The sequence below is a fragment of the Pseudomonas sp. Sample_20 genome (assembly GCF_004307585.1).
In the GTDB taxonomy this organism is placed as follows: domain Bacteria; phylum Pseudomonadota; class Gammaproteobacteria; order Pseudomonadales; family Pseudomonadaceae; genus Aquipseudomonas; species Aquipseudomonas atacamensis.
Map to the genome: position 1 here is coordinate 83697 of NZ_RCOA01000003.1, position 21743 is coordinate 105439.

At 61.5% G+C, this 21743-nt stretch carries 17 protein-coding genes and 1 riboswitch; of the genes, 5 read left to right on the forward strand and 12 right to left on the reverse strand.

The annotated features are described in order from the left end of the window. Positions 1–8 precede the first annotated feature (8 nt). Both asd and D8U70_RS00570 read left to right on the forward strand, forming a co-directional pair. A complete protein-coding gene (gene asd, locus D8U70_RS00565) occupies positions 9–869 on the forward strand; it encodes an archaetidylserine decarboxylase (RefSeq protein WP_024011354.1) in 861 nt (286 codons plus the stop codon). Between the two features lie 66 nt (positions 870–935). Further along, complete coding sequence (locus tag D8U70_RS00570) at positions 936–2684, forward strand: molecular chaperone (protein ID WP_130928087.1); 1749 nt, start codon at positions 936–938, stop codon at positions 2682–2684. 104 nt (positions 2685–2788) lie between these two features. Here the strand turns inward: D8U70_RS00570 and serB are convergent, their stop codons facing one another. Next, a complete protein-coding gene (gene serB / locus D8U70_RS00580; RefSeq protein WP_041477650.1) occupies positions 2789–4003 on the reverse strand; it encodes a phosphoserine phosphatase SerB in 1215 nt (404 codons plus the stop codon). 134 nt (positions 4004–4137) lie between these two features. Here serB and D8U70_RS00585 point away from each other — a divergent pair, with 134 nt between their 5' ends. Then, complete coding sequence (locus D8U70_RS00585; protein WP_130928088.1) at positions 4138–5649, forward strand: AhpA/YtjB family protein; 1512 nt, start codon at positions 4138–4140, stop codon at positions 5647–5649. A gap of 347 nt (positions 5650–5996) precedes the next feature. Here D8U70_RS00585 and D8U70_RS00590 read toward each other — a convergent pair whose 3' ends face one another. From D8U70_RS00590 to D8U70_RS00630, 9 genes are all read right to left on the reverse strand, one after another. Continuing rightward, positions 5997–6707: a PqiC family protein gene (locus D8U70_RS00590; RefSeq protein ID WP_024011350.1), complete on the reverse strand. Its 711-nt coding sequence runs from the start codon at positions 6705–6707 to the stop codon at positions 5997–5999. A 185-nt stretch (positions 6708–6892) separates the two neighbouring features. After that, the gene (gene parC, locus D8U70_RS00595) at positions 6893–9157 is read right to left on the reverse strand and encodes a DNA topoisomerase IV subunit A (RefSeq protein ID WP_024011349.1); all 2265 of its coding nucleotides are present in this window, start codon (positions 9155–9157) and stop codon (positions 6893–6895) included. Between the two features lie 7 nt (positions 9158–9164). Further along, complete coding sequence (locus tag D8U70_RS00600; RefSeq protein WP_130928089.1) at positions 9165–9689, reverse strand: TIGR02281 family clan AA aspartic protease; 525 nt, start codon at positions 9687–9689, stop codon at positions 9165–9167. Further along, on the reverse strand, positions 9686–10675 hold the full coding sequence (locus D8U70_RS00605; protein WP_130928090.1) for an esterase-like activity of phytase family protein: 990 nt from the start codon (positions 10673–10675) through the stop codon (positions 9686–9688). Before D8U70_RS00605 ends, D8U70_RS00600 begins: the two co-directional genes overlap by 4 nt. Beyond that, positions 10675–12582, reverse strand: a complete 1908-nt coding sequence (parE, locus tag D8U70_RS00610; protein WP_024011346.1) for a DNA topoisomerase IV subunit B — start codon at positions 12580–12582, stop codon at positions 10675–10677. Before parE ends, D8U70_RS00605 begins: the two co-directional genes overlap by 1 nt. Positions 12583–12623: 41 nt before the next feature. Then, complete coding sequence (locus D8U70_RS00615; RefSeq protein ID WP_071174223.1) at positions 12624–13232, reverse strand: YqiA/YcfP family alpha/beta fold hydrolase; 609 nt, start codon at positions 13230–13232, stop codon at positions 12624–12626. A gap of 290 nt (positions 13233–13522) precedes the next feature. Next, positions 13523–14338, reverse strand: a complete 816-nt coding sequence (gene cpdA / locus D8U70_RS00620; protein ID WP_130928091.1) for a 3',5'-cyclic-AMP phosphodiesterase — start codon at positions 14336–14338, stop codon at positions 13523–13525. Positions 14339–14435: 97 nt separating this feature from the next. Further along, the gene (locus tag D8U70_RS00625; RefSeq protein ID WP_039756811.1) at positions 14436–14888 is read right to left on the reverse strand and encodes a DUF1249 domain-containing protein; all 453 of its coding nucleotides are present in this window, start codon (positions 14886–14888) and stop codon (positions 14436–14438) included. Next, positions 14879–15496 (reverse strand): NUDIX domain-containing protein, encoded by a 618-nt coding sequence (locus tag D8U70_RS00630; RefSeq protein ID WP_130928092.1) that lies wholly within the window; start codon positions 15494–15496, stop codon positions 14879–14881. Before D8U70_RS00630 ends, D8U70_RS00625 begins: the two co-directional genes overlap by 10 nt. Positions 15497–15723: 227 nt before the next feature. Between D8U70_RS00630 and D8U70_RS00635 the strand changes: the two genes are divergently transcribed. After that, positions 15724–16470 (forward strand): RsiV family protein, encoded by a 747-nt coding sequence (locus tag D8U70_RS00635; RefSeq protein ID WP_016771974.1) that lies wholly within the window; start codon positions 15724–15726, stop codon positions 16468–16470. Here D8U70_RS00635 and cytX read toward each other — a convergent pair. Both cytX and thiC read right to left on the reverse strand, forming a co-directional pair. Next, complete coding sequence (gene cytX, locus D8U70_RS00640; protein WP_130928093.1) at positions 16439–17731, reverse strand: putative hydroxymethylpyrimidine transporter CytX; 1293 nt, start codon at positions 17729–17731, stop codon at positions 16439–16441. The genes D8U70_RS00635 and cytX overlap by 32 nt on opposite strands. A 69-nt stretch (positions 17732–17800) precedes the next feature. Continuing rightward, complete coding sequence (gene thiC, locus D8U70_RS00645) at positions 17801–19690, reverse strand: phosphomethylpyrimidine synthase ThiC (RefSeq protein ID WP_110644886.1); 1890 nt, start codon at positions 19688–19690, stop codon at positions 17801–17803. Between the two features lie 144 nt (positions 19691–19834). Beyond that, positions 19835–19940: riboswitch (TPP riboswitch) on the reverse strand. 204 nt (positions 19941–20144) lie between these two features. Here thiC and D8U70_RS00650 point away from each other — a divergent pair. Continuing rightward, positions 20145–21578, forward strand: coding sequence for a TolC family outer membrane protein (locus D8U70_RS00650; RefSeq protein ID WP_130928094.1), 1434 nt, complete (start codon positions 20145–20147; stop codon positions 21576–21578). The last annotated feature ends 165 nt before the right edge of the window (positions 21579–21743 follow it).

Below are 21743 nucleotides of genomic sequence, written 5' to 3' on the forward strand. Positions count from 1 at the left end.
GACAACTAATGAAAGAGCGTCTGTTTATCCTCAGCCAGTACCTGCTGCCGCATCACCTGCTGTCGCGCCTGGCCGGCTGCATCGCCGAATGCCGTGTGCGCTGGTTCAAGAATGCCTTCACCCAATGGTTCGCCAAGCGTTATCAAGTGGACATGTCGCAAGCACTGGTCGAAGACCTGACCGCTTACGAGCACTTCAACGCCTTCTTCACGCGTGCGTTGAAAGACGGCGCGCGTCCACTGGACGAAACTCCGGGCGCGATCCTCAGCCCGGCCGACGGTGCGGTGAGTCAGCTCGGCCCGATCGAGCACGGTCGCGTGTTCCAGGCCAAGGGCCACAGTTTCAGCGTGCTCGAATTGCTCGGCGGTGATGCGGCCAACGCAGCGCCGTTCATGGGCGGCGATTTCGCCACGATCTACCTGTCGCCGAAGGACTACCACCGCGTGCACATGCCGCTGGCCGGCACCCTGCGCGAAATGGTCTACATCCCGGGCCGCATTTTCTCGGTGAACCAGACTACTGCCGAAAACGTCCCGGAGCTGTTCGCCCGCAACGAGCGCGTGGCGTGCATTTTCGACACCGAACGCGGGCCGATGGCCGTGGTGCTGGTTGGCGCGATGATTGTCGCTTCGATTGAAACCGTGTGGGCCGGTCTGGTCACCCCACCGAAGCGCGAGCTGAAAACCTTCCGCTACGACGAAGCCGCACGCGCACCGATTCATCTGGAAAAAGGCGCGGAACTGGGGCGCTTCAAGCTCGGTTCGACGGCAATCGTGCTGTTTGGCCCGGATCAGGTGAAGTGGGCTGAAGAGCTGGTGGCCGGTTCACCCGTGCAGATGGGCCAAGGCCTGGCACTGCCAAAAGCGTGACTCTGTTCGCGGAAGCAGCCGAGGCTGCTTCCGCGAACCGCGGCATTTGCTGCTATGGTTTTGCTCATGAGCCAGACCAACTTTTCTCCCAAGCTGCGCGCTCCGACTCCCACGCAAACGCGCCTGTCGTTCTGCGACGCCAGCCCGCGCGACCTCAAGCGCTGGATCGCCAGCCTGCCCAAAGCCAACATCGGCGAAACCGCCCGCCTGCTCTATCAAGGCCTCGGCGAACTGAACCTGTTGCTCACCCCCAGCGACAATCGCCTGCAATTGCTTGAGCTGCTGCGGCCCGAGGTGTATTTCGTCTGCCAGCATCTGGAACGGCACTTTCTGCATCAGGCGATCATGCTCGACGAGCGCTCGCGCAAAGTCAGCAACCTGTGTCAGGCGCTGCAAGGCCAATTGGCCATCGGCTACAAACAGATCGTTCTGCGCATCCTGCCCAAATACAGCAAGGATCGCGCGAGTTTGGTCGGCACCGCCTTGCAACGCGCCGCGCATGCCCTCAAGGCGCAACTGGTGCGCGCCACGCAGCTGTACAGTTCACCGCCGGAACACGTGTGGTTGGAATTGCATCAGCTGTATCGCAGCGCTGCGCAAATGCAGCTGCAACAACGGCGGCTGCGCGATGATCTGGCGTTTTTGACCAGCGAACTGAGCGTCGAACAGACCTACATCGCCGCACTGCTATTGGGCAGTGCCCGTTGCAATCAACTGCGTCAAAGCCAGATTGCCCGGCTGGCCGAGGTGATCGAGCCGTGGAGCGCCCTGCTCAAACTGCATCCCGGCAGCGCCGAGGACGGTTTGTTCGCCATCAGCCCGGAACTCGATGTCGGCCCGCGCTACCGCAAGATGTTTCGCAGCGAACAACAGAACGGGCTGCTGGGCTTCGATCCGCAACCGCTGGTCAAACAGCTCGAAACGCACCTGCTGCACCAGTCCACCTCGACCCCACTGCCCGTTTCCGCCGGCCTCAGCGTCGACACCCTGCAACATCTGCACGCTACTTGGGGCCAAGCGGCGGAACGCAGCTTTCAACGCATCGCCGGCCAAGGCTCATTAACCGTGTGCGTCGGCATGAGCGCCCTGCACTTTTACCTCGGCGGCGAGCGCACCTTCAGCGAATTGCTCAAACATCCCGGTGCCCGCGCGGCAAATTTCAGCAGCGTCGTGGCCAGCGGCGAAAAGGACAGCTGGAGTCAGGCGTTCGACGCTGCCCCGCAAAGTAACGATGAGCTGTTGCCGTACGAGGAAATCCAGTACGACCAGTTGACCGAGGACGACGGCCCCGGCACCGCGCCGAATTATCCGACTTACGCCTTGCCGGTGATCAACCATAGTCCTGGCGGTTATTGCCTGGCCTGGCCCAGCGAAGTACCGCCGGAGTTGCAGGCCGGGGAAATGCTCGGCATTCAGGACAGCGAGGGCAAAGGCTGGAGCATTGCGGTGATTCGCTGGATCCGCCAAGTGCGCGGCAGCGGCACGCAGATGGGCATTGAACTGGTCGCGCCACACGCGCAGCCGTGCGGTCTGCAACTGGTGCGTTCGAAGGACGATCACAGCCATTATCTGCGCGGTTTACTGCTGCCGGAAATCAGCGCAATCGATTTGCCGGCAACCGTGCTTGCGCCGCGCCTGCCGTTTCAGGAAGGCAACAAGGTGTTGATCAACACCCAGGGCGAGGAACACCGCGCCGGACTGGATCGGCGGGTGGCGAGTACGCACAGCTTCAACCAGTTCGCCTATCGCTCGCTGGATCCTGCGCAGAATGGCGGAGGTGAGGAGGATTTTGATTCGTTGTGGAATTCACTTTAGACCGAGGTGCGGCCTTCGCGAGCAAGCTCGCTCCCACATTCAAATGCATTTCAAATGTGGGAGCGAGCTTGCTCGCGAAGAGGCCAGATCAGCTTATCGAGATCTTAGAGCTGCCCGTCGCGATCGCGGAAACCCAGCAGATACAACACACCATCCAGCCCCAGCGTTGAGATCGCCTGCTTCGCCGACTGCTTGACCAGCGGTTTGGCGCGGAACGCCACGCCCAGCCCGGCAATCGCCAGCATCGGCAAGTCGTTGGCGCCGTCGCCGACGGCAATGGTCTGCTCCAGACGCAGACCTTCCTTGTGCGCCAGCTCCTTGAGCAGATCAGCCTTGCGCTGCGCATCGACAATCGGCTCGATCGCCACGCCGGTGCACTTGCCGTCGACCACTTCCAGCTCGTTGGCAAACACGTAGTCGATGCCCAGCCTGGCTTGCAGCTGCTTGGCGAAATAAGTGAAGCCGCCGGACAGGATGGCGGTTTTGTAGCCGAGGCGCTTGAGTTCGGCGAACAGGGTTTCGGCGCCTTCGGTCAGGCGCAGCGAGGCGCCGATCGAGTCGAGCACGCTGACGTCGAGGCCCTTGAGCAGCGCCAGACGCTCCTTGAAGCTGGCGCGGAAATCCAGTTCGCCGGCCATCGCGCGCTCGGTGATTTCCGAGACCCGGTCACCCACGCCGGCCGCCTTGGCCAGCTCATCGATGACTTCCGCTTCGATCAGCGTCGAGTCCATGTCGAACACGGCCAGACGTCGGTTGCGACGGAACAGCGAGTCTTCCTGAAAGGCGATATCGACGTTCAGTTCCTGGGCAACGCTGAGGAATTCGGCGCGCAGGGCCTGCGGATCGGCAGCTTCGCCGCGCACGGAAAATTCGATGCAGCCCTTGCCCTTGTCGGCCGGTGTGTCCAGCGGCATGCGCCCCGACAGACGGTCGATATGGTCGATGTTCAGGCCGTATTTGGCGGTGATTGCGCTGACCGCCTGCAATTGGCCGGCGGTGACTTTGCGCGTCAGCAGGGTAACGATATGGCGCTTCTTGCCCTGATTGCCCACCCACTGCTGGTAATCCTCTTCGGATACCGGGGTGAAGCGCACTTGCTGATCCAGTTCGTAGCCCTTGAACAGGATGTCCTTGAGCACTGACTTGCCCTGTTCGGAATCGGGAATTTCAACCAGGATGCCGAACGACAGGGTGTCGTGGATCACCGCCTGACCGATGTCGAGAATGTTCACACCACCCTGTGCCAGAACACCGGTGATGGCCGCTGTCAGACCGGGACGGTCGACTCCCGTGATGTTAATCAGGACGATTTCGCGCAACGCGCACCCCCGCAACTGGAAAAAAACCGCATTCTACCCACTTTCAGTGACCATCGGGCACCGCGAGCGCTTTGCCGGTCTGGGGCCTGTCGCTATACTGCGCGTCAACTTCACGGACAAAGAGCCGAGCTCAAGTGAACCGGCCCACGCCAGTCAAAACCGATAACTTCTTCCTGCTGATCTTCCGTGCACTGCGCCATCGCCGTGTACCGATTGCATTGCGCATTGCCAGCCACAACGTGATCCTGGTCGCTCTGGCCCTGGTGATCTATGCCGGGGTGATGGGGCTGCAATTCAAGCAGGCCATGCACGAGCAGGCCGATGCGCTGGGCGAAAGCCTGACCACGCAGACTGCCACGTCGGCCACCGAGCTGCTGGTGTCCAACGACATCCTCAGCCTCAACGTGCTGCTCAACAACCTGACCAAGAACAAACTGGTCGCCCACGCGGCGATCTACAGCGTGGACAACCGCATCCTCGCCGAGTCCGGTCAGCGTCCCAAGCACAGCCTGCTGGGCGAAGCCGAGGGCATGTACGAGAGCAAGATCACTTTCCAGGACGTGACTGCCGGGCAACTGCGCATCAGCCTGGACATGGATCAGTTCCAGCAGCCAATGACCATCAGCCTGCAAAGCATGGGCATTCTGAGTGCGATTCTGCTGGCACTGTCGCTGGCTCTGAGCCTGCGCATGGGCCGTTATCTGTCGACGCCACTGCTGCAATTGCGCGTGTGGCTGCGCCGCATCGACGCGCATACACCGGGCATCGATCGCCAGGATGAAATCGGCGATCTGGCGCGCCAGCTGCACGCCAGCTACGCCCCGGAACCCGAGCCCGAACCCGAACCCGAGCCGGAATTCGCCGAGGAAGAAGACGAGCCTGAATTCGAGGTGCGTAACCTGCGCGATCCGAGCTTCGACGAAAGCCGCCCGCTGGCCGCGAAGAAACCGGCGCCGCGTCACTTGGTCAGCACGGTCGAAGACGATGATGACGATGACGCCTTCGCCGACCTGCGCGACGAATCGCTCAACGGCGCCGTACAACCGCTCACGCGCAAACCGAGCCCTGACGTGCCACAGCACACCGCCGTATTGGCTGTGCAGCTGGGTTCGCAGGAGCAACTGCGTCGTTTGCCTCGCGCACGTCTGGAAGAATTGCAGGATCGCTATCGCGACTGCCTCGAGCAGGCCGCGTCGCTGTATCAGGGCGAAATCGAAACCCTCAACGATGGCAGCACGCTGTTGCTGTTCCACACCGAAGATTGCGGCGACGATTACCTGACCAATGCCATCTGCTGCGGCGAACTGCTGCGTGCTCTGGGTCATCAGTTGCAGATCGAGGTCGCAGACAGCGGCATCACCCTGCAATTGCAGCTGGGCCTGACCCTGGGCGATGAGTTGTTCGGTCTGAGCCAGATTGATCTGCTGCTGACCGATTCGGCCCAGGATGCACTGGCCTTGTCGCAACACAGCCGCAATCTGCTACTGGTTGAACGCAAGATCAGCGATGACGCGTTGATCCGCCAGCGTGCGCGGATCCGGCCGATCGCCAGCCCTGAGGGCGCTTGCTGTGTGGAGCGGTTGATGGAGCCGTATCCGTCGATGCTGGAGCGGCAACTGGCGCGGATGCATGAGCGCCGGGCGTAAGGCTTAGGCCCGATACGCAAAAGCCCGCAGACGAGTGATTGTCTGCGGGCTTTTTTGTGCGCGGCGTTACTGGAATGTGTGCATCCCTGAAAAGCCCCTCACCCTAGCCCTCTCCCAGAGGGAGAGGGAACCGACCGAGGTGTCTGGCGCCATATATCGACCTGACAGATCTTGGCGATTATGGATTCACCTCCGCGCGTTCACGTCGGTGTAGCTATCGAATATCCCCCAATCGGTCCCCTCTCCCTCCGGGAGAGGGCTAGGGTGAGGGGCTTTTGATCTTCCACCCCACCTCCAGACAAAACAAAGCCCGCACAAGGCGGGCTCTGTTCTGACTCGTTCCAGCCTCAGAAGCGAAAGACTTCCATATCCGTACGAATCGGCGAGGCCATTGGAATCTTCGGCTGCTTCTCGGCATCCGCCGCTGGCGCTGCGGGTTTCGGCGCGGCTTTACGCGGTGCCTCGGCCACGGGCGGCTGGTTGGCCAGTGGCTTGAGCGCCACCGATAACTGCTCGGCCAGACGCTGCAACAGAACCCCTTGTGCCTGCACCTGGGACGCGGTGCTGCCAGCGTGCGTTTCCTGCAGGTGAATGATGCGGTTATCGCGCACCTTGCCGCGACGATCGATCAAACGCCACTGCGCATCGAGAATCGCCGGTTGTTTCGCTCCGGAATCCAGACGGGTGATGGTCAGCAACACCTGCACATCGGGCGTGAACCCGGCGGTAGCAGGCGCCAGCACCACACGCTGGCTGTCCAGGTGACCGGCGACCTGACGCATCAGCAACTGATCGATATCCGATGAAAGGCTGCCAGCCCAACGACCGTCGGTCGCTGCTTGCAGGCTACCGTCGGGTTGACGTTGCAGCAGGGTTTCGCGTTGCAGGTAATCGGCTACAACCACCGGCCCCAGCAAAACCGCCATGCCCGCGCTTTGCGCAGGCTGAACCGGACTTCCGCTGTCCAGTTGGTACAGCGACACCGGCTGGTGAACGCTGCAACCCGCCAGGCCAAGAACGCCGGCGAGCAACAAAATAAGGGGGCGTAGAGCAGTCATCATCCCGTCCAGGTGGCCGCCACAAGGCTGACCACAGTGAAAATACTCAATAAATATGAAGAACGCTCGGCCACGCCGGCGCTTGAAAGGCCATATCATCCGTGAATATGCGTTCCGACTCCAGCGCCAAAGCGTCGATCTACGCGTTTAATCGCAGATCGAACGCTCTAGGAAGGCGTTCTCGCCTAATTGAGGTTTTCGACGAGCAGCGCATCGACCCGTTGGAAGCCCCGCGGAAGTTTGTTTCCGCGCCGTCCACGCTCACCTTTATAGTGCTCGAGGTCGTCGGCTTTCAGTGACAGGGTCCGTTTGCCAGCCTGCAACACCAGGGTGGCGCCTTCCGGCAGAACGGCGATGTCCGTGACATATTCTTCGCGACTGGCCACGCGCTCACCGGAAATGCCGATGATCTTGTTGCCTTTGCCCTTACCCAATTGTGGCAGATCACTGATTTTGAAAATCAGCAGGCGACCTTCGGTCGTGACCGAGGCCAGCCAGTTCTGCTCACGATCGGCCACAGGGCGCGGCGCGATGACCTTGGCGTTGTTCGGCAGGCTCAACAGCGCCTTGCCGGCCTTGTTCTTCGCTTGCAGGTCTTCGCCTTTGACCACGAAGCCGTAACCGGCGTCGGAGGCAATCACGTACAGCGCATCGTCTTCGGGCATCAGCACGCATTCGAACGAGGCGCCCGGTGGCGGCGTCAGACGGCCGGTCAACGGTTCGCCCTGACCACGGGCCGACGGCAAGGTATGCGCAGCAACCGAATAGCTGCGGCCGGTGGAGTCGATGAACACGGCAAACTGGTTGGAGCGCCCCGCCGCCGAGGTCTTGAAGCCATCGCCGGCCTTGTACGACAGACCGGTGGCGTCGATGTCATGGCCCTTGGCCGAACGCACCCAGCCTTTTTCCGAGAGCACGACGGTGACTTTCTCGTTCGGCAGCAGATCGTGTTCGCTCAGCGCCTTGGCTTCGGCGCGCTCGACGATTGGCGAACGGCGGTCGTCGCCGTAGGTTTCGGCGTCTTTGAGCAGCTCGGTGCGCACCAGCTTCTTCAGCTTCGCTTCGCTGCCCAGCAGCGCTTGCAGCTTGGCTTGTTCCTTGAGCAGTTCGTCCTGCTCGTCGCGCAGCTTCATTTCTTCCAGTCGCGCCAACTGGCGCAAGCGGGTGTCGAGGATGTAGTCGGCCTGAATCTCGCTGAGGGCGAAACGCTCGATCAGCTTGGCTTTCGGGTGCTCCTCGGTACGGATGATGTGAATCACTTCATCCAGGTTGAGGTAGGCGATCAGCAAACCGTCCAACAGGTGCAGGCGCCGTTCGACCTTGTCGAGGCGGAATTGCAGGCGGCGACGCACGGTCAGCACGCGGAACTCCAGCCATTCGACCAGCAGCGCACGGAGGTTTTTCAGCTGCGGCTTGCCGTCCAGACCGATGATGTTGACGTTGACCCGGTAGGTCGATTCCAGCTCAGTGCTGGCGAACAGGTGCTGCATCAGCGCTTCGTGATCGACGCGGCTGTTGACCGGAATGATCACGATGCGGCACGGGTTTTCGTGGTCGGATTCGTCACGCAGATCGGCGATCTGCGGCGCTTTCGACGGTTTGGCCTGCATCAGCGCGGCGATCTGCTCAAGCACCTTGGCGCCGGAGACCTGGTGCGGCAGCGCGGTAACGATGATGTCGCCATCCTCGACGTGGTACACGGCGCGCATGCGCACCGAGCCCTTGCCGGTTTCGTACATTTTCAGCAGGTCGGCACGCGGCGTGATAATTTCCGCTTCGGTCGGATAGTCCGGCCCCTGAATGTGTTCGCAGAGCTGCTCGACCGTGGCTTTCGGCTCATCGAGCAGACGCACGCAGGCGGTGGCGACTTCACGCAGGTTGTGCGGCGGCACGTCGGTGGCCATGCCCACGGCGATACCGGTGGTGCCGTTGAGCAGAATGTTCGGCAGGCGCGCCGGCAACACCAGCGGCTCCTGCAGGGTGCCGTCGAAGTTCGGCCCCCAGTCAGCGGTGCCCTGGCCCAGCTCGCTGAGCAGCACTTCGGAATAGCGCGACAGCCGCGCTTCGGTGTAACGCATGGCGGCGAAGGACTTGGGATCGTCCGGCGCACCCCAGTTGCCCTGGCCGTCGACCAGCGTGTAGCGATAGCTGAACGGCTGCGCCATCAGCACCATCGCTTCGTAGCAAGCCGAGTCGCCGTGGGGGTGGAATTTACCGAGCACGTCACCGACGGTACGCGCCGATTTCTTGTGCTTGGAATCAGCGTCCAGCCCCAGCTCGCTCATGGCGTAGACAATACGCCGCTGTACCGGCTTCAGGCCGTCGCCGATATGCGGCAAGGCGCGGTCCATGATCACGTACATGGAGTAGTTGAGGTAGGCATTTTCGGTGAAGTCAGCCAGCGAGCGGCGTTCTACACCGTCCAGGCTGAGATCAAGGGAGTCGCTCATGCGGGCCTCATCGGTTCGTTGTCTGGCGCAGCAGCATGGTGCCACCGCGCTGGGTAAATTCAAGTCTGTTCAGGGCGCTCATGCCGAGCAGCACCTGATCGCCATGCAGCCCCGGCGCCACCAGTGCGCGGACATCGCGCAAGATGATGTCGCCCAATTGCAGGCGGGCAATCTTCGTTCGATAGCCCTGGCTCAGGCCGTTGGCCGTGCTCAGGGTCACGCCGAAACCTTGTTGCAGCTTCAAACGCTTGGCCAGATCCGCCGGGATCGCCACATCGGTCGCGCCGGTGTCGAGCATGAACTCCACCGGCTCGCCGTTGATCTGGCCGCTGGCGACAAAATGCCCTTGGGCATTGCTCGCCAGTTTCACTTCGATAAAACCTTCGCCCTGCTCCGACGTGACCACGATGTTCGGATTCTGCTGGCGCTGCTCCCACTGACCGAAAAACCGCGTCGCGAGAAAAAGTGCCGCGCACCAGGCGAGGACCATTAGCACCCGACCGGCACGCTTGCCCGGTGGCTGCTGACTCAAGGCCTGGCGCTCCAGCCACCGTCCGGCGCGGCAAAGCGCCAGACCACCGGGCGGACTTCGCCATCAGCACGCGGGCCAAAATTGTTGTCGACGCCGATCCACGCACCTTCGGCATCAATGATCAGCGCTTCCTCCAGTCCGTAGTTCTGCGAATACCGACGTTGTTCCTGCAACAGTTCGCCGGCATACGACCAGCACTGCTCGACCTTGGCCGTCTGCGCATCGCGACGGCAGATCTCGAAAGCGTTGCGTTCAAGGGTAAACAGCTTGCCGTTGAACAAGGAAATGTCGGAAAAGTCGCGATGAACCGCTTTCGCCTTGGGAAACTGCGGCGGCTGCATCTCCCTGCCGCCCTCACTGAGCAGCACGCAGCGACCGTCACAATCCCACACCGTCTGCTGGCGCTTGATCAGCAGCAAACCGCGTTTTTGCCGTTCGGCGGACAGCCACATCTGATCACCGGCCGGGTTGATCGCCAAGCCCTCGAAGATCGAATTGAATTTGAGCAGCATGCCGCTCGCCCGCGCTTCGCGAACCAGCAGCGGCGAGATTTTCAGCCAGTTAGCCGGGCCACTGACCGGCACCTGCAACACCGCCGCATGGGCCTCACTGACGATGTAGCGATTGCCTACGCTGTCGCAACTGATGCCCTCGAAATCCAGATCGCCACCGCGAATGAACGACGCCGCCCAGGTGCGCGAACTCAAGCCCCACGGCAAGCCGCTCTCCGGCACGGGCGGCACGTCGATGTGCACGGTTTGCGCCTGCCAGACCGGATCGCGGGTATCGAGCCGATAGATCTGCTCGTCATCGCGATCGGAAACCGTCCACAGCTCATTGCCGCACATGGCCAGCCCCGACAGGTTACCGCCGCGCATGCCTTCGACCGGGTGTTCGGAAAGCAGCCGCAATTGTTGCAGCGGCTCGGCCGACACGCTCAGCGCACTCAGCAGCAACGCACCCGCCAAGGCCCAGCCAAACTGCATCAGGCCAGCACCTCGGCGAGGTTGCCTTTGGATTCCAGCCAGGATTTGCGGTCACCGGCGCGTTTCTTCGCCAGCAGCATGTCCATCATTTCCGAGGTTTCGGCGAAGTCTTCGCCCAGCGTCAACTGCACCAGGCGCCGAGTGTTCGGGTCCATGGTAGTTTCACGCAGTTGCGGCGGGTTCATTTCGCCCAGACCCTTGAATCGGGTGACCTGCGGCTTGCCGCGTTTCTTCTCGGCGACCAGGCGATCGAGAATGCCGTCGCGCTCGGCTTCGTCTAGGGCGTAGTAAATCTCTTTGCCGAGGTCGATGCGGTACAGCGGCGGCATCGCGACGTAGACGTGACCGGCATCCACCAGCGGGCGGAAATGCTGGACGAACAGCGCGCAGAGCAATGTCGCGATGTGCAGACCGTCGGAGTCGGCGTCGGCGAGGATGCAGATCTTGCCGTAGCGCAGTTGGCTCATGTCCGCCGCGCCCGGATCGACACCAATGGCCACGGCAATGTTGTGCACTTCCTGGCTGGCCAACACTTCGCTGCCGTCGACTTCCCAGGTGTTCAGAATCTTGCCGCGCAACGGCAGGATCGCCTGGAATTCCTTGTCCCGTGCTTGCTTGGCGGAACCGCCGGCGGAATCACCTTCGACCAGAAACAGTTCGGAACGCATCGGGTCCTGCCCGGCGCAATCGGCCAGTTTGCCCGGCAGTGCCGGACCCTGGGTGACGCGTTTGCGCTCGACTTTCTTGCTCGCCTTGAGGCGACGCCCGGCGTTATTGATCGCCAGCTCCGCCAGCGCCAGACCGGTTTCCGGGTTGGCATTGAGCCACAGGCTGAAAGCGTCTTTGACCACGCCGGAAACGAATGCCGCCGCTTCACGGGACGACAGACGCTCTTTGGTCTGGCCGGAGAATTGCGGCTCCTGCATTTTCATCGACAGGACGAAGGCGATACGTTCCCAGACGTCTTCCGGCGCCAGCTTCACGCCGCGCGGCAGCAGGCTGCGGAATTCGCAGAATTCGCGCATCGCGTCGAGCAGGCCCTGACGCAGACCGTTGACGTGGGTACCGCCCTGGGCCGTCGGGATCAGGTTGACGTAGCTTTCCTGCACCGCGTCGCCACCTTCCGGCAGCCACAGCAGCGCCCAGTCGACCGCTTCTTTGTTACCGGCGAAAGCACCGCAGAACGGCTCGTTCGGCAGACGTTCGAATTCGCTGACCGCGTCGACCAGATAAGAGCGCAGGCCGTCTTCGTAATGCCATTCGACTTTCTCGCCGGTGCCTTTGTCTTCGAAGCTGACCAGCAGCCCCGGGCACAGCACAGCCTTGGCCTTGAGCACGTGCTTGAGGCGGCTGATGGAAAATTTCGGTGAGTCGAAGTATTTCGGGTCCGGCGCGAAGTACACGCTGGTGCCGGTGTTGCGCTTGCCGACGGTGCCGACGATTTCCAGCTCGGAGGCCTTGAAGCCGTCCTTGAAGGTCATCTGGTATTCGTTGCCGTCACGTTTGACCCGCACGCGCACTTCGGTCGACAGCGCGTTGACCACGGAAATACCCACGCCGTGCAAGCCGCCGGAGAACTGGTAGTTCTTGTTGGAGAACTTGCCGCCCGCATGCAGCTTGGTGAGGATCAGTTCGACGCCGGACACACCCTCTTCCGGGTGAATGTCGACCGGCATGCCACGGCCGTCGTCGCTGACTTCCAGCGAATGGTCGGCGTGCAGGATGACCTGCACCGATTTGGCGTGGCCGGCCAGGGCTTCGTCGACGCTGTTGTCGATGACTTCCTGGGCGAGGTGGTTCGGCCGACTGGTGTCGGTGTACATGCCGGGGCGTTTGCGCACCGGGTCGAGGCCCGAGAGGACTTCGATGGCGTCGGCGTTATAAGAACTAGCGCTGGGAGTGGCCATAAGGTCTCGTCGTCAGTCATTCATGAAAGAGGGGCAAGACTTCACAGCGTGGTGAAATCGATTGCCTGATACATATCGGCAGCCATGCCGGCAAAACTCAGCAACGCCGGCAATTGCCCGGCAAAGCCCTGGAAACTGTGGTCGCCGCCAGCCTGGATGCGCAAGGCACAGGCGCGGTAATACTGTTGGGCGAGGCGATAATCCAGCGTTTCGTCGCCGGTTTGCAACCAGACCTGATAACGCTGCGGATCCTGCGGTGGCGGCACTTCCAGTTCGGCCAGCGCCGTGACGTGGTCGTGGGTCAGTTCCCAGGTTTCATCGGTGTAGAGGTTCTTCTGCGTGCCCAGATAACCATCGAACATCCGGTGCGGGCTGACCGCCGGGTTGACCAGCAGGGCTTTCAGGCCATGGCGCTCGGCCAGGTGAGTCGCATAGTAGCCGCCGAGCGAACTTCCCACCAGCAACGGCCGGCCCAGCTCGGCGATTGCCTGCTCGAGCTGACCGATGGCTTCGCGCGGATGGTGATGCAGCGCCGGCACGCGCAATTGCCCGCTCAATCCCAGCCGCTCCATGACCGCGACCAGCTGACAGGCCTTCTTCGAGGCCGGCGCGCTGTTGAAACCGTGGATATAGAGGATCGAACCGGACATTTGAGCTCCCTGGCTGTCGGCGAAAGATAGCGGAGTTTACAGGGAGAAGGACCGGGATTGGGGGTGGGTTCAATAAATTGGTGTGACAGCACAAGCTGCCCTCACCCTAACCCTCTCCCGGAGGGAGAGGGAACCGACTGGGGGATATTCGAGAGCTACACCGACCTGAACGTTTTGCTGCGAATCCATAATCGATATCGCTGTTTCAGGTCGATGCACAGCCAAAGACACCGCGGTCGGCCCCCTCTCCCTCTGGGAGAGGGCTGGGGTGAGGGTCTTTGATTGTCAGTTCAGTAACCGTTGGAGCCGTAATCGACTGTGAACTCGAAGTCGGTGACTCTTTCGACGCCCGTTTCCAATTTCCCGTCCGGCAACAACCGCAGCCAGCGATACCCCGGCGCCTGCTCGCCCACTTTGAAATCCGCACTCCCGGGCTCGAACTGGATGCACGTCGAAGGCGAAGCCATCAAGCGCACGCCATTGCGCTCGCGATCGATTTGCTGATGCACATGCCCCCACAACACCGCGCGAACCTGGGGAAAGCGATCCAGCACTTCAAAGAACGCTTCCGGGTTGCGCAGGCCGATCGGCTCCATCCACGCGCAGCCGATCGACACCGGATGATGATGCAGACACACCAGATGATGACGTTCGGGCGCTTCGCTCAGTGCGCGGGCCAGCAACTGCAATTGATCATCCTGCAGATAGCCCGGCACCGAACCCGGCACCGCCGAATCCAGCATCGTCACCCGCCAATTGCCGATGTCGACTACCGACTCGAGCAAGGTGCTCTGCACCGCCGCCTCGGCCATGACCATCGGCTCATCGTGATTGCCGGGAATCCAGCGCGCCGGTGCATTGATCTGCGCGCTCAGTTGGCGGAAGGCCTGATACGACTGCAGCGTGCCGTCCTGGGAAATGTCGCCGGTGGCCAGCACCAGATCGATCTGCGCCTGTTGCGCCAACACCAGGTCGATGACCTGTTGCAGGCTCTCGCGGGTCTTCATGCCCAGCAGCTTGCCGTCCGCTTCGGCGAACAGGTGGCTGTCGGACAACTGCACCAGCAGCGCCGGGTCGGCGCTGGTCAATGTCGATACGCTGGGCAAGGCGCTCTCCCGGGGCTAGGCACGCAATGGATGGGTGCGGCAATTATGCTGGGGGATGACACAAAGGGGAAACCGCCGAAGCGGACGCAGTTCACAACTAGCGAACGACTTCGTACTCGTGCCCCAACGCCAGGCAATGACTCAGCCATTCGCCCAGAAACACATTGAGCTGGGCCTTTTCATCGGGCTGGTGCATGGCGGCGTTCGGATAAGGATAGATGCCGCGAAAGCGTCGTGCATGCTCGGCGCTGATCACTTCGGCCATGCGCGCGTCGTGGTAGACCTGCACTTCCAGTTGCGGCACCGGCAACCACGGCAGGCTGTGCTCCTGGCGTACCTGCAAGGTCGTGGTGTACGGGCAGGTCTGCAGCACTTCGAGGGCGAGCACGCCGAGCATCTGCTCGCCCTGGGTCACGGCGATGCGCCGCGCCTCGGGTTCGTTGCGCATGTCCGGCAGCAGTCGCATCAGGCGCGCGTAGTTGGCCTCGCAGGCGGCTTGCAGCCCCACGAGGTCAACCCGATAACGATCGCGCAGCTTGTTTACGACCATAGCCCCCTCACTTCGGCGCGGTTGAGCGCCAGCCACTGCAAGGCGATGATGCTCGCCGCGTTGGCAATACGTCCGTCACGCACGGCTTGCAAGGCATCTTCAAAGGCCCAGACCGTTACGCGAATGTCTTCGGCCTCTTCTTCCAGCCCGTGCAGACCGCCGACACCGTCGGTGCTGCAACGCCCCAGATACAAATGCACGAATTCGTTGCTGCCACCTGGCGATGGAAAGTACTTGGTCATCGGCCACAACGCCTTGATGTCCAGCCCAGCTTCCTCCTGCGCCTCGCGGTGAGCAACTTCTTCCGGTTGCTCATCCTTGTCGATCAGACCGGCGACCAGTTCGATCAGCCACGGGTTGTCGGCCTTGCCCATGGCGCCGACACGAAACTGCTCGATCAGCACCACTTCATCGCGCTGCGGATCGTAAGGCAGGACGCACACGGCATCGTGGCGCACGAAGATTTCCCGGTTGATCTCGCGGCTCATGCCCCCGGCGAACAGCTCATGGCGCAAGTGCACACGGTCGAGCTTGTAGAAGCCCTCGTAGCATTTTTCGCGCCGCACGATATCCACGGCGGTCGGAATGGCGTTGGCAAAGTCAGTCATGATCATCCTCTTTACTGCATATCCTTTACGGGGTTTCCGCGTACAACCGGCAACCTCGACTTCGCGCCATCCTAACGCGCCCGCACCGTTTGATGCAGCCCCTTTACCGTCAGCGGGATGGACGGTGAAGCTGAAACACACTCTAATCAGCTTAGTGGCGAACTGACTGCTCCGTTGAGAGTCGAAGCGGTATCTTTTTGCCTTCCCCTGCTTTCGAAAGGACGCCCATGTCGCTTTTCAAAATTGCCTCTGTGGCCGCTATTGCCCTGACTCTGGGCGCTTGTGCCAGCCTGTTCCAGCCCAACTATCGCACGCCGCTGGAAACCACCCGCGACGCCTCGGAACAACTCAAACCCGGCTGTTCCAATCCCGATTGCCCGCTGGTGAACATCGACACCCTGCGCTTCCCGGATGAGCCGGCGCTGGATGGCATCATCGAAAAACGTCTGCTGCAAATGACTCGCACCGAGAAGAACGCACCCGTAGCGCCAACCCTGGCCGCCTACCGCGAGCAGTTCCTCGCCAGCGCCGGCCCGCGCAACAGCAGCTATCTGCAAGCGAAAGTACGCGAGCAGCATGACGGACTGGTGATCATCGAGCTGTCGAGCTACCTCGACACCGGCGGCGCCCACGGCACGCCGGGTCGCGGTTTCATCAACTATTCGCGCCAGCAGCACAAGGTGCTGAACCTGTCCGACATGTTGCTGCCGGGGCAGGAAGAGGCGTTCTGGAAAGCCGCGCAAGTGGCGCACAACAGTTGGCTGATCAGTACCAAGCTCGATCAGGAGGCGGAATTCGTCGCGAACTGGCCGTTCGTGAAAACCCCGCACGTGGCGCTGACCTACGGTGGCGTGATTCTCAAGTACGACGTGACCACCATCGCGCCCTATGCGCTGGGCCACGTCGAACTGAAGATTCCTTACCCGCGCCTGAACGGCATTCTCAAGCCTGAGCTGTTTCCCGGCCGTAACTGAAGGCCCGGCCCAGCACCAGTTGAAGCAATCCTGCCAGCACCAGCGCCGGCAGGGTTGCGCCGACATCCGGATACAGATTCGCCAGCAAGTGGTAGGTGCTCACACCACCCAGCCACGCCAGCAACGCCGGCCAGCGCAATGCGGCTGACGCGACCTGAGCACTGCGTTTGCGCAGAATGAAGTGATCCACCAGCACCACGCCGAACAGCGGCGCGAACACCGAGCCGATCAACAGCAGGAAATTCTGGTACTGCGCCAACGGCGCCAGCAGTGCGATCAGCGTGCAGATCACGCCGATGGCCAAGGCCAGATGCTCGACTTTCAGACGCAACAGAATCCCGCTCGATACCGCCGCCGAGTGAATGTCGGCAAAAGCGTTTTCCGACTCGTCGAGCAGAATCAGCAACAGCGGAATGCCCAGACCGGCGCCTGCCAAGGCCAGCAGCAACGCATTGACTTCACCGCTCGGCGCGAACGCCAGGGTGTAGGCCACCCCAAGGCTCATCAGCCAGAAGTTACCGATGAAAAAACCCACAGCCGTGCCACCGAAAACATTCTTCGCGCGTTTGCCGAAACGCGAGTAGTCGGCAATCAGCGGCAGCCATGACAGCGGCATGGCGATGGCAATGTCGAAGCCCACGGCAAACGGCATCGAACCGTCACCGGCGCGCGCCCACAGTGCCGCGAGGTCGGCTTTGGCAAACAGGTTCCAGGTCAGCCAGAGGCACGCCGCGAGCAACAGCCAGATGCCCCACTTGCGCAGAATCTGCCGCACGAACGTCAACGGCCCGCTCACCGCGAGCAACGTTGCCAATGCGCCGAAAACCAGTGTCCACAAGACAGGGTTCGACCACAGCGAACCTTCACTGAACGCGCGGCTGCCGAGCAGGCTGGCGGCGTCGCGCATGACGATGATTTCGAACGAGCCCCAGCCGATCAGTTGCAGCAGATTGAGCAGCGCCGGCAGGCTCGCGCCTTTGCTGCCGAGGCTGAGCTTCAGCGCCGCCATCGATGACAGGCCGGTGTCGCTGCCGATCACGCCGACTGCAGCGAGCAACAGCACGCCCACCAGCGTGCCAAGGAAGATCGCCAGCAAAGAACCGGACAGACCCAGACCCGGCGCGAGCAATGCGCCGGTCTGCAAAACCATCAGGCCGATGCCGAGGGAGAACCACAGGGAAAACAGATCGCGCCCGCCGAACACACGCTTTGCAGCGGGGACGGCGTGATCGGGAGAATAGGTGCCGGGTTGAATGCTCAAGGGTGTTATCTCAAAGGGACATTTGTTGTGATCGTTCCCACGCTCTGCGTGGGAACGATCAGTACGGGGTCAAACTTTCTTGTAAAGCTGACTGCCTTCCTGCCTGAACCGCTCGGCCTGTTCCGCCAGACCTTTGGCGACGTCCACATCGACCGCGTCGATGCGCTGGTTGGCCGCATACTCGCGGACTTCCTGGGTGATCTTCATCGAGCAGAATTTCGGCCCGCACATCGAGCAGAAATGCGCGACCTTGGCCGAGTCCTTCGGCAGGGTTTCGTCGTGATAGGAGCGCGCGGTGTCCGGGTCCAGGCCGAGGTTGAACTGGTCTTCCCAGCGGAATTCGAAACGCGCCTTGCTCAGTGCGTTGTCACGGATCTGCGCGCCCGGGTGTCCCTTGGCCAGGTCCGCCGCATGTGCGGCGATCTTGTAAGTGATGATCCCGGTTTTCACGTCATCCTTGTTCGGCAGGCCCAAGTGTTCCTTCGGCGTCACGTAGCAGAGCATCGCGCAACCGAACCAGCCGATCATTGCCGCGCCGATACCGGAAGTGATGTGGTCATAGCCCGGCGCAATGTCGGTAGTCAGCGGGCCGAGGGTGTAGAACGGCGCCTCGTCGCAGCATTCGAGCTGTTTGTCCATGTTCTCTTTGATCAACTGCATCGGCACGTGGCCCGGGCCTTCGATCATGCATTGCACGTCGTGCTTCCAGGCAATCTTGGTCAGCTCGCCGAGGGTTTCCAGTTCGCCGAATTGCGCTTCGTCGTTGGCGTCGGCAATCGAGCCCGGACGCAGGCCATCGCCCAGCGAGAAGCTGACGTCGTAGGCCTTCATGATTTCGCAGATTTCGTCGAAGTGGGTGTAGAGGAAGTTCTCTTTGTGGTGCGCCAGGCACCACTTGGCCATGATCGAGCCGCCACGGGAGACGATGCCGGTGACGCGTTTGGCGGTCAGCGGCACGTAGCGCAGGAGCACGCCGGCGTGAATGGTGAAGTAGTCGACGCCCTGCTCGGCCTGTTCGATCAGGGTGTCGCGGAACAACTCCCAGGTCAGGTCTTCAGCGACGCCGTTGACCTTCTCCAGCGCCTGATAGATCGGCACGGTACCGATCGGCACCGGCGAGTTGCGGATGATCCACTCGCGGGTTTCGTGAATGTGTTTGCCGGTGGACAGGTCCATCACCGTGTCCGAGCCCCAACGAATGCCCCAGGTCAGTTTCGCCACTTCTTCTTCGATCGAAGAACCCAGGGCGCTGTTGCCGATGTTGCCGTTGATCTTCACCAGGAAGTTACGGCCGATGATCATCGGTTCCAGTTCGACGTGGTTGATGTTGGCGGGAATGATCGCGCGGCCACGGGCGATTTCTTCGCGGACGAATTCAGGGGTGATTTCTTGCGGAATGCTTGCACCGAAGCTGTGGCCGGCGTGCTGCTGCTTGAGCAGGCCGGCTGCGCGGGCCTCTTGCAGCTTCATGTTTTCGCGGATGGCGACGTATTCCATCTCGGCAGTGATGATGCCTTTGCGCGCGTAGTGCATCTGGCTGACGTTGGCCCCGGCCTTGGCCCGGCGCGGATTGTTGACGTGGGCAAAGCGCAATTTGGTCAGTTCGGCATCGGCCAGACGCTGCTGACCGAAGTTCGAACTCAGGCCCGGCAGGCGCTCGGTATCGCCACGGTCATCGATCCACGCTGAACGCACATCGGCCAGACCTTTGCGCACATCGATGACCACATTCGGATCGGTGTACGGGCCGGAGGTGTCGTAGACCGTGACCGGCGCATTGATCTCGCCGCCGAAATCGGTCGGGGTTACATCGAGGCTGATTTCGCGCATCGGTACGCGAATGTCCGGGCGCGAGCCCTGAACGTAGACTTTTTGCGAACGGGTGAACGGCTTGACCGATTGCTCGTCGACCTTGGCCGAGTCACTCAGGTTGATCGCGTTTTTTTCTTTTGTTGTCATCACAGGCTCTCCAGACGGCATCCAGCAGTGGATTGTCGGAGCAGAACCTGAAAGGCACGGACGCACCAGGACCGGTGCTGTGCATTCGTCATGGCGTTCGATTGTCGAACAATATCCCGGACGAAGCACAAGAGGACTCGCCGGGTGACGAGAAATCTTGTTCCCTACGCAGGCGCTAACCTGATCAGGTTCAACGGGATCCGAAATTATTCGATCTCAGCCTCATAGCAAGGCACCCCGACAAGAACCCGGCCAGTCTAGACACAACCATCAAGGAACGCCAACACCGCAGCGAACGCCATGATGAATGGCGTAAATACCCAGGCTGGCCGATTGTTGCCGGAGCAATGCGCAACTACACTCGCTTGGCCTGCTCAGCCTTGACGCTGTGCGGGCTGCGCCTTACCTTTGGCGCCCGGATTACTTCCATAATATTCATGCTAGGGATCGCCTCATGCTGCGCAAACTTTCATTGGCTGTTGCCGTGTCCTGTGCGTCCAACACAATGGTCTGGGCAGCGGAAGCACCCTTGTCGACCAAAACCGATCTGGTCAGCGTCTATCAGGAAGCGGTCGACAACAACGCCGACCTCGCGGCGGCCCGCGCCCAGTATGGCGCGCAGAAAGAAGTGGTGCCGCAGGCCCGCGCCGGTCTGCTGCCGAACCTGTCCGGTGGCGCCGAAGTTGCTGACGTGCGCACCTCGATCGACCAGCCTTCAGCCATCGCCAACCGCAGCGCGCATTCCTATCAGGCGACCCTCGCGCAGCCGCTGTTCCGCGCCGATCGCTGGTTCCAGTATCAAGCGGCGAAGGACGTCAACGAGCAGGCCGCTCTGCAGCTGTCGGCCACCGAGCAGAACCTGATCCTGCAGAGCGCTGAAAGCTACTTCAACGTGCTGCGCAGCCAGGACAACCTGGCCTCGACCAAGGCTGAAGAAGCCGCGTTCAAACGTCAGCTCGATCAGTCCAACGAGCGCTTCGATGTCGGCCTCTCGGACAAGACCGACGTGCTGCAATCGCAAGCCAGTTACGACACCGCGCGAGCCAACCGCATCGTCGCCCAGCGTCAGGTCGATGATGCGTTCCAGGCGTTGATCACCCTGACCAACCGTCAGTACAACTCGATTCAGGGCATCGTTCATACGCTGCCGATCCTGCCACCGGCGCCCAACGATGCGAAATCCTGGGTCGACACGGCGGCGCGGCAGAACCTCAATCTGCTCGCCAGCAACTACGCGGTCAGCTCTGCCGAACAGACACTCAAGCAGCGCAAGGCCGGCCACTTGCCGACCCTCGACGCCGTGGCGAAATACGAGAAAGGCGACAACGACGCCCTCGGCTTCGCCAACCCCAACTCGTTCGGCGCGCCTTATGGCGGCAACGTCGAGCAAAGCACGCTGGGCCTGCAACTGAACATCCCGATCTACAGCGGCGGGCTGACCAGTTCGCAAGTGCGTCAGTCCTATGCGCAACTGGATCAGAGCGAACAGCAGCGCGAATCGCTGCGCCGGCAAGTGGTGGAAAACACCCGCAATCTGCACCGCGCGGTGAACACCGACGTCGAGCAGGTGCAGGCGCGCCGCCAGTCGATCATCTCCAACCAGAGCGCGGTGGAAGCCACGGAAATCGGTTATCAGGTCGGCACACGCAACATCGTCGACGTGCTCGACGCGCAACGCCAGCTGTACACCTCGGTGCGCAACTACAACAACACCCGCTACGACTACATCCTCGACAACCTGCGCCTGAAGCAGGCGGCGGGGACGCTGAACCCGGGTGATCTGGAAGACCTGCGGCGCTATCTGAAAGCCGACTACAACCCGGACAAGGATTTCCTGCCACCGGATCTGGCGTCGGCGGCTGAAGCGCAGCTCAAGGCCCGGCCATAAGCAATCTGGAATGAATCCCCTGTGGCGAGGGGATTTATCCCCGTCCGGCTGCGCAGCAGTCGTAAATCCTGCTTGCCAGATCTGACTGAATCACCGCGCTGAATGGTTTCGGGGCTGCTTCGCAACCCAGCGGGGATGAATCCCCTCACCACAGTAAGTCCCGGC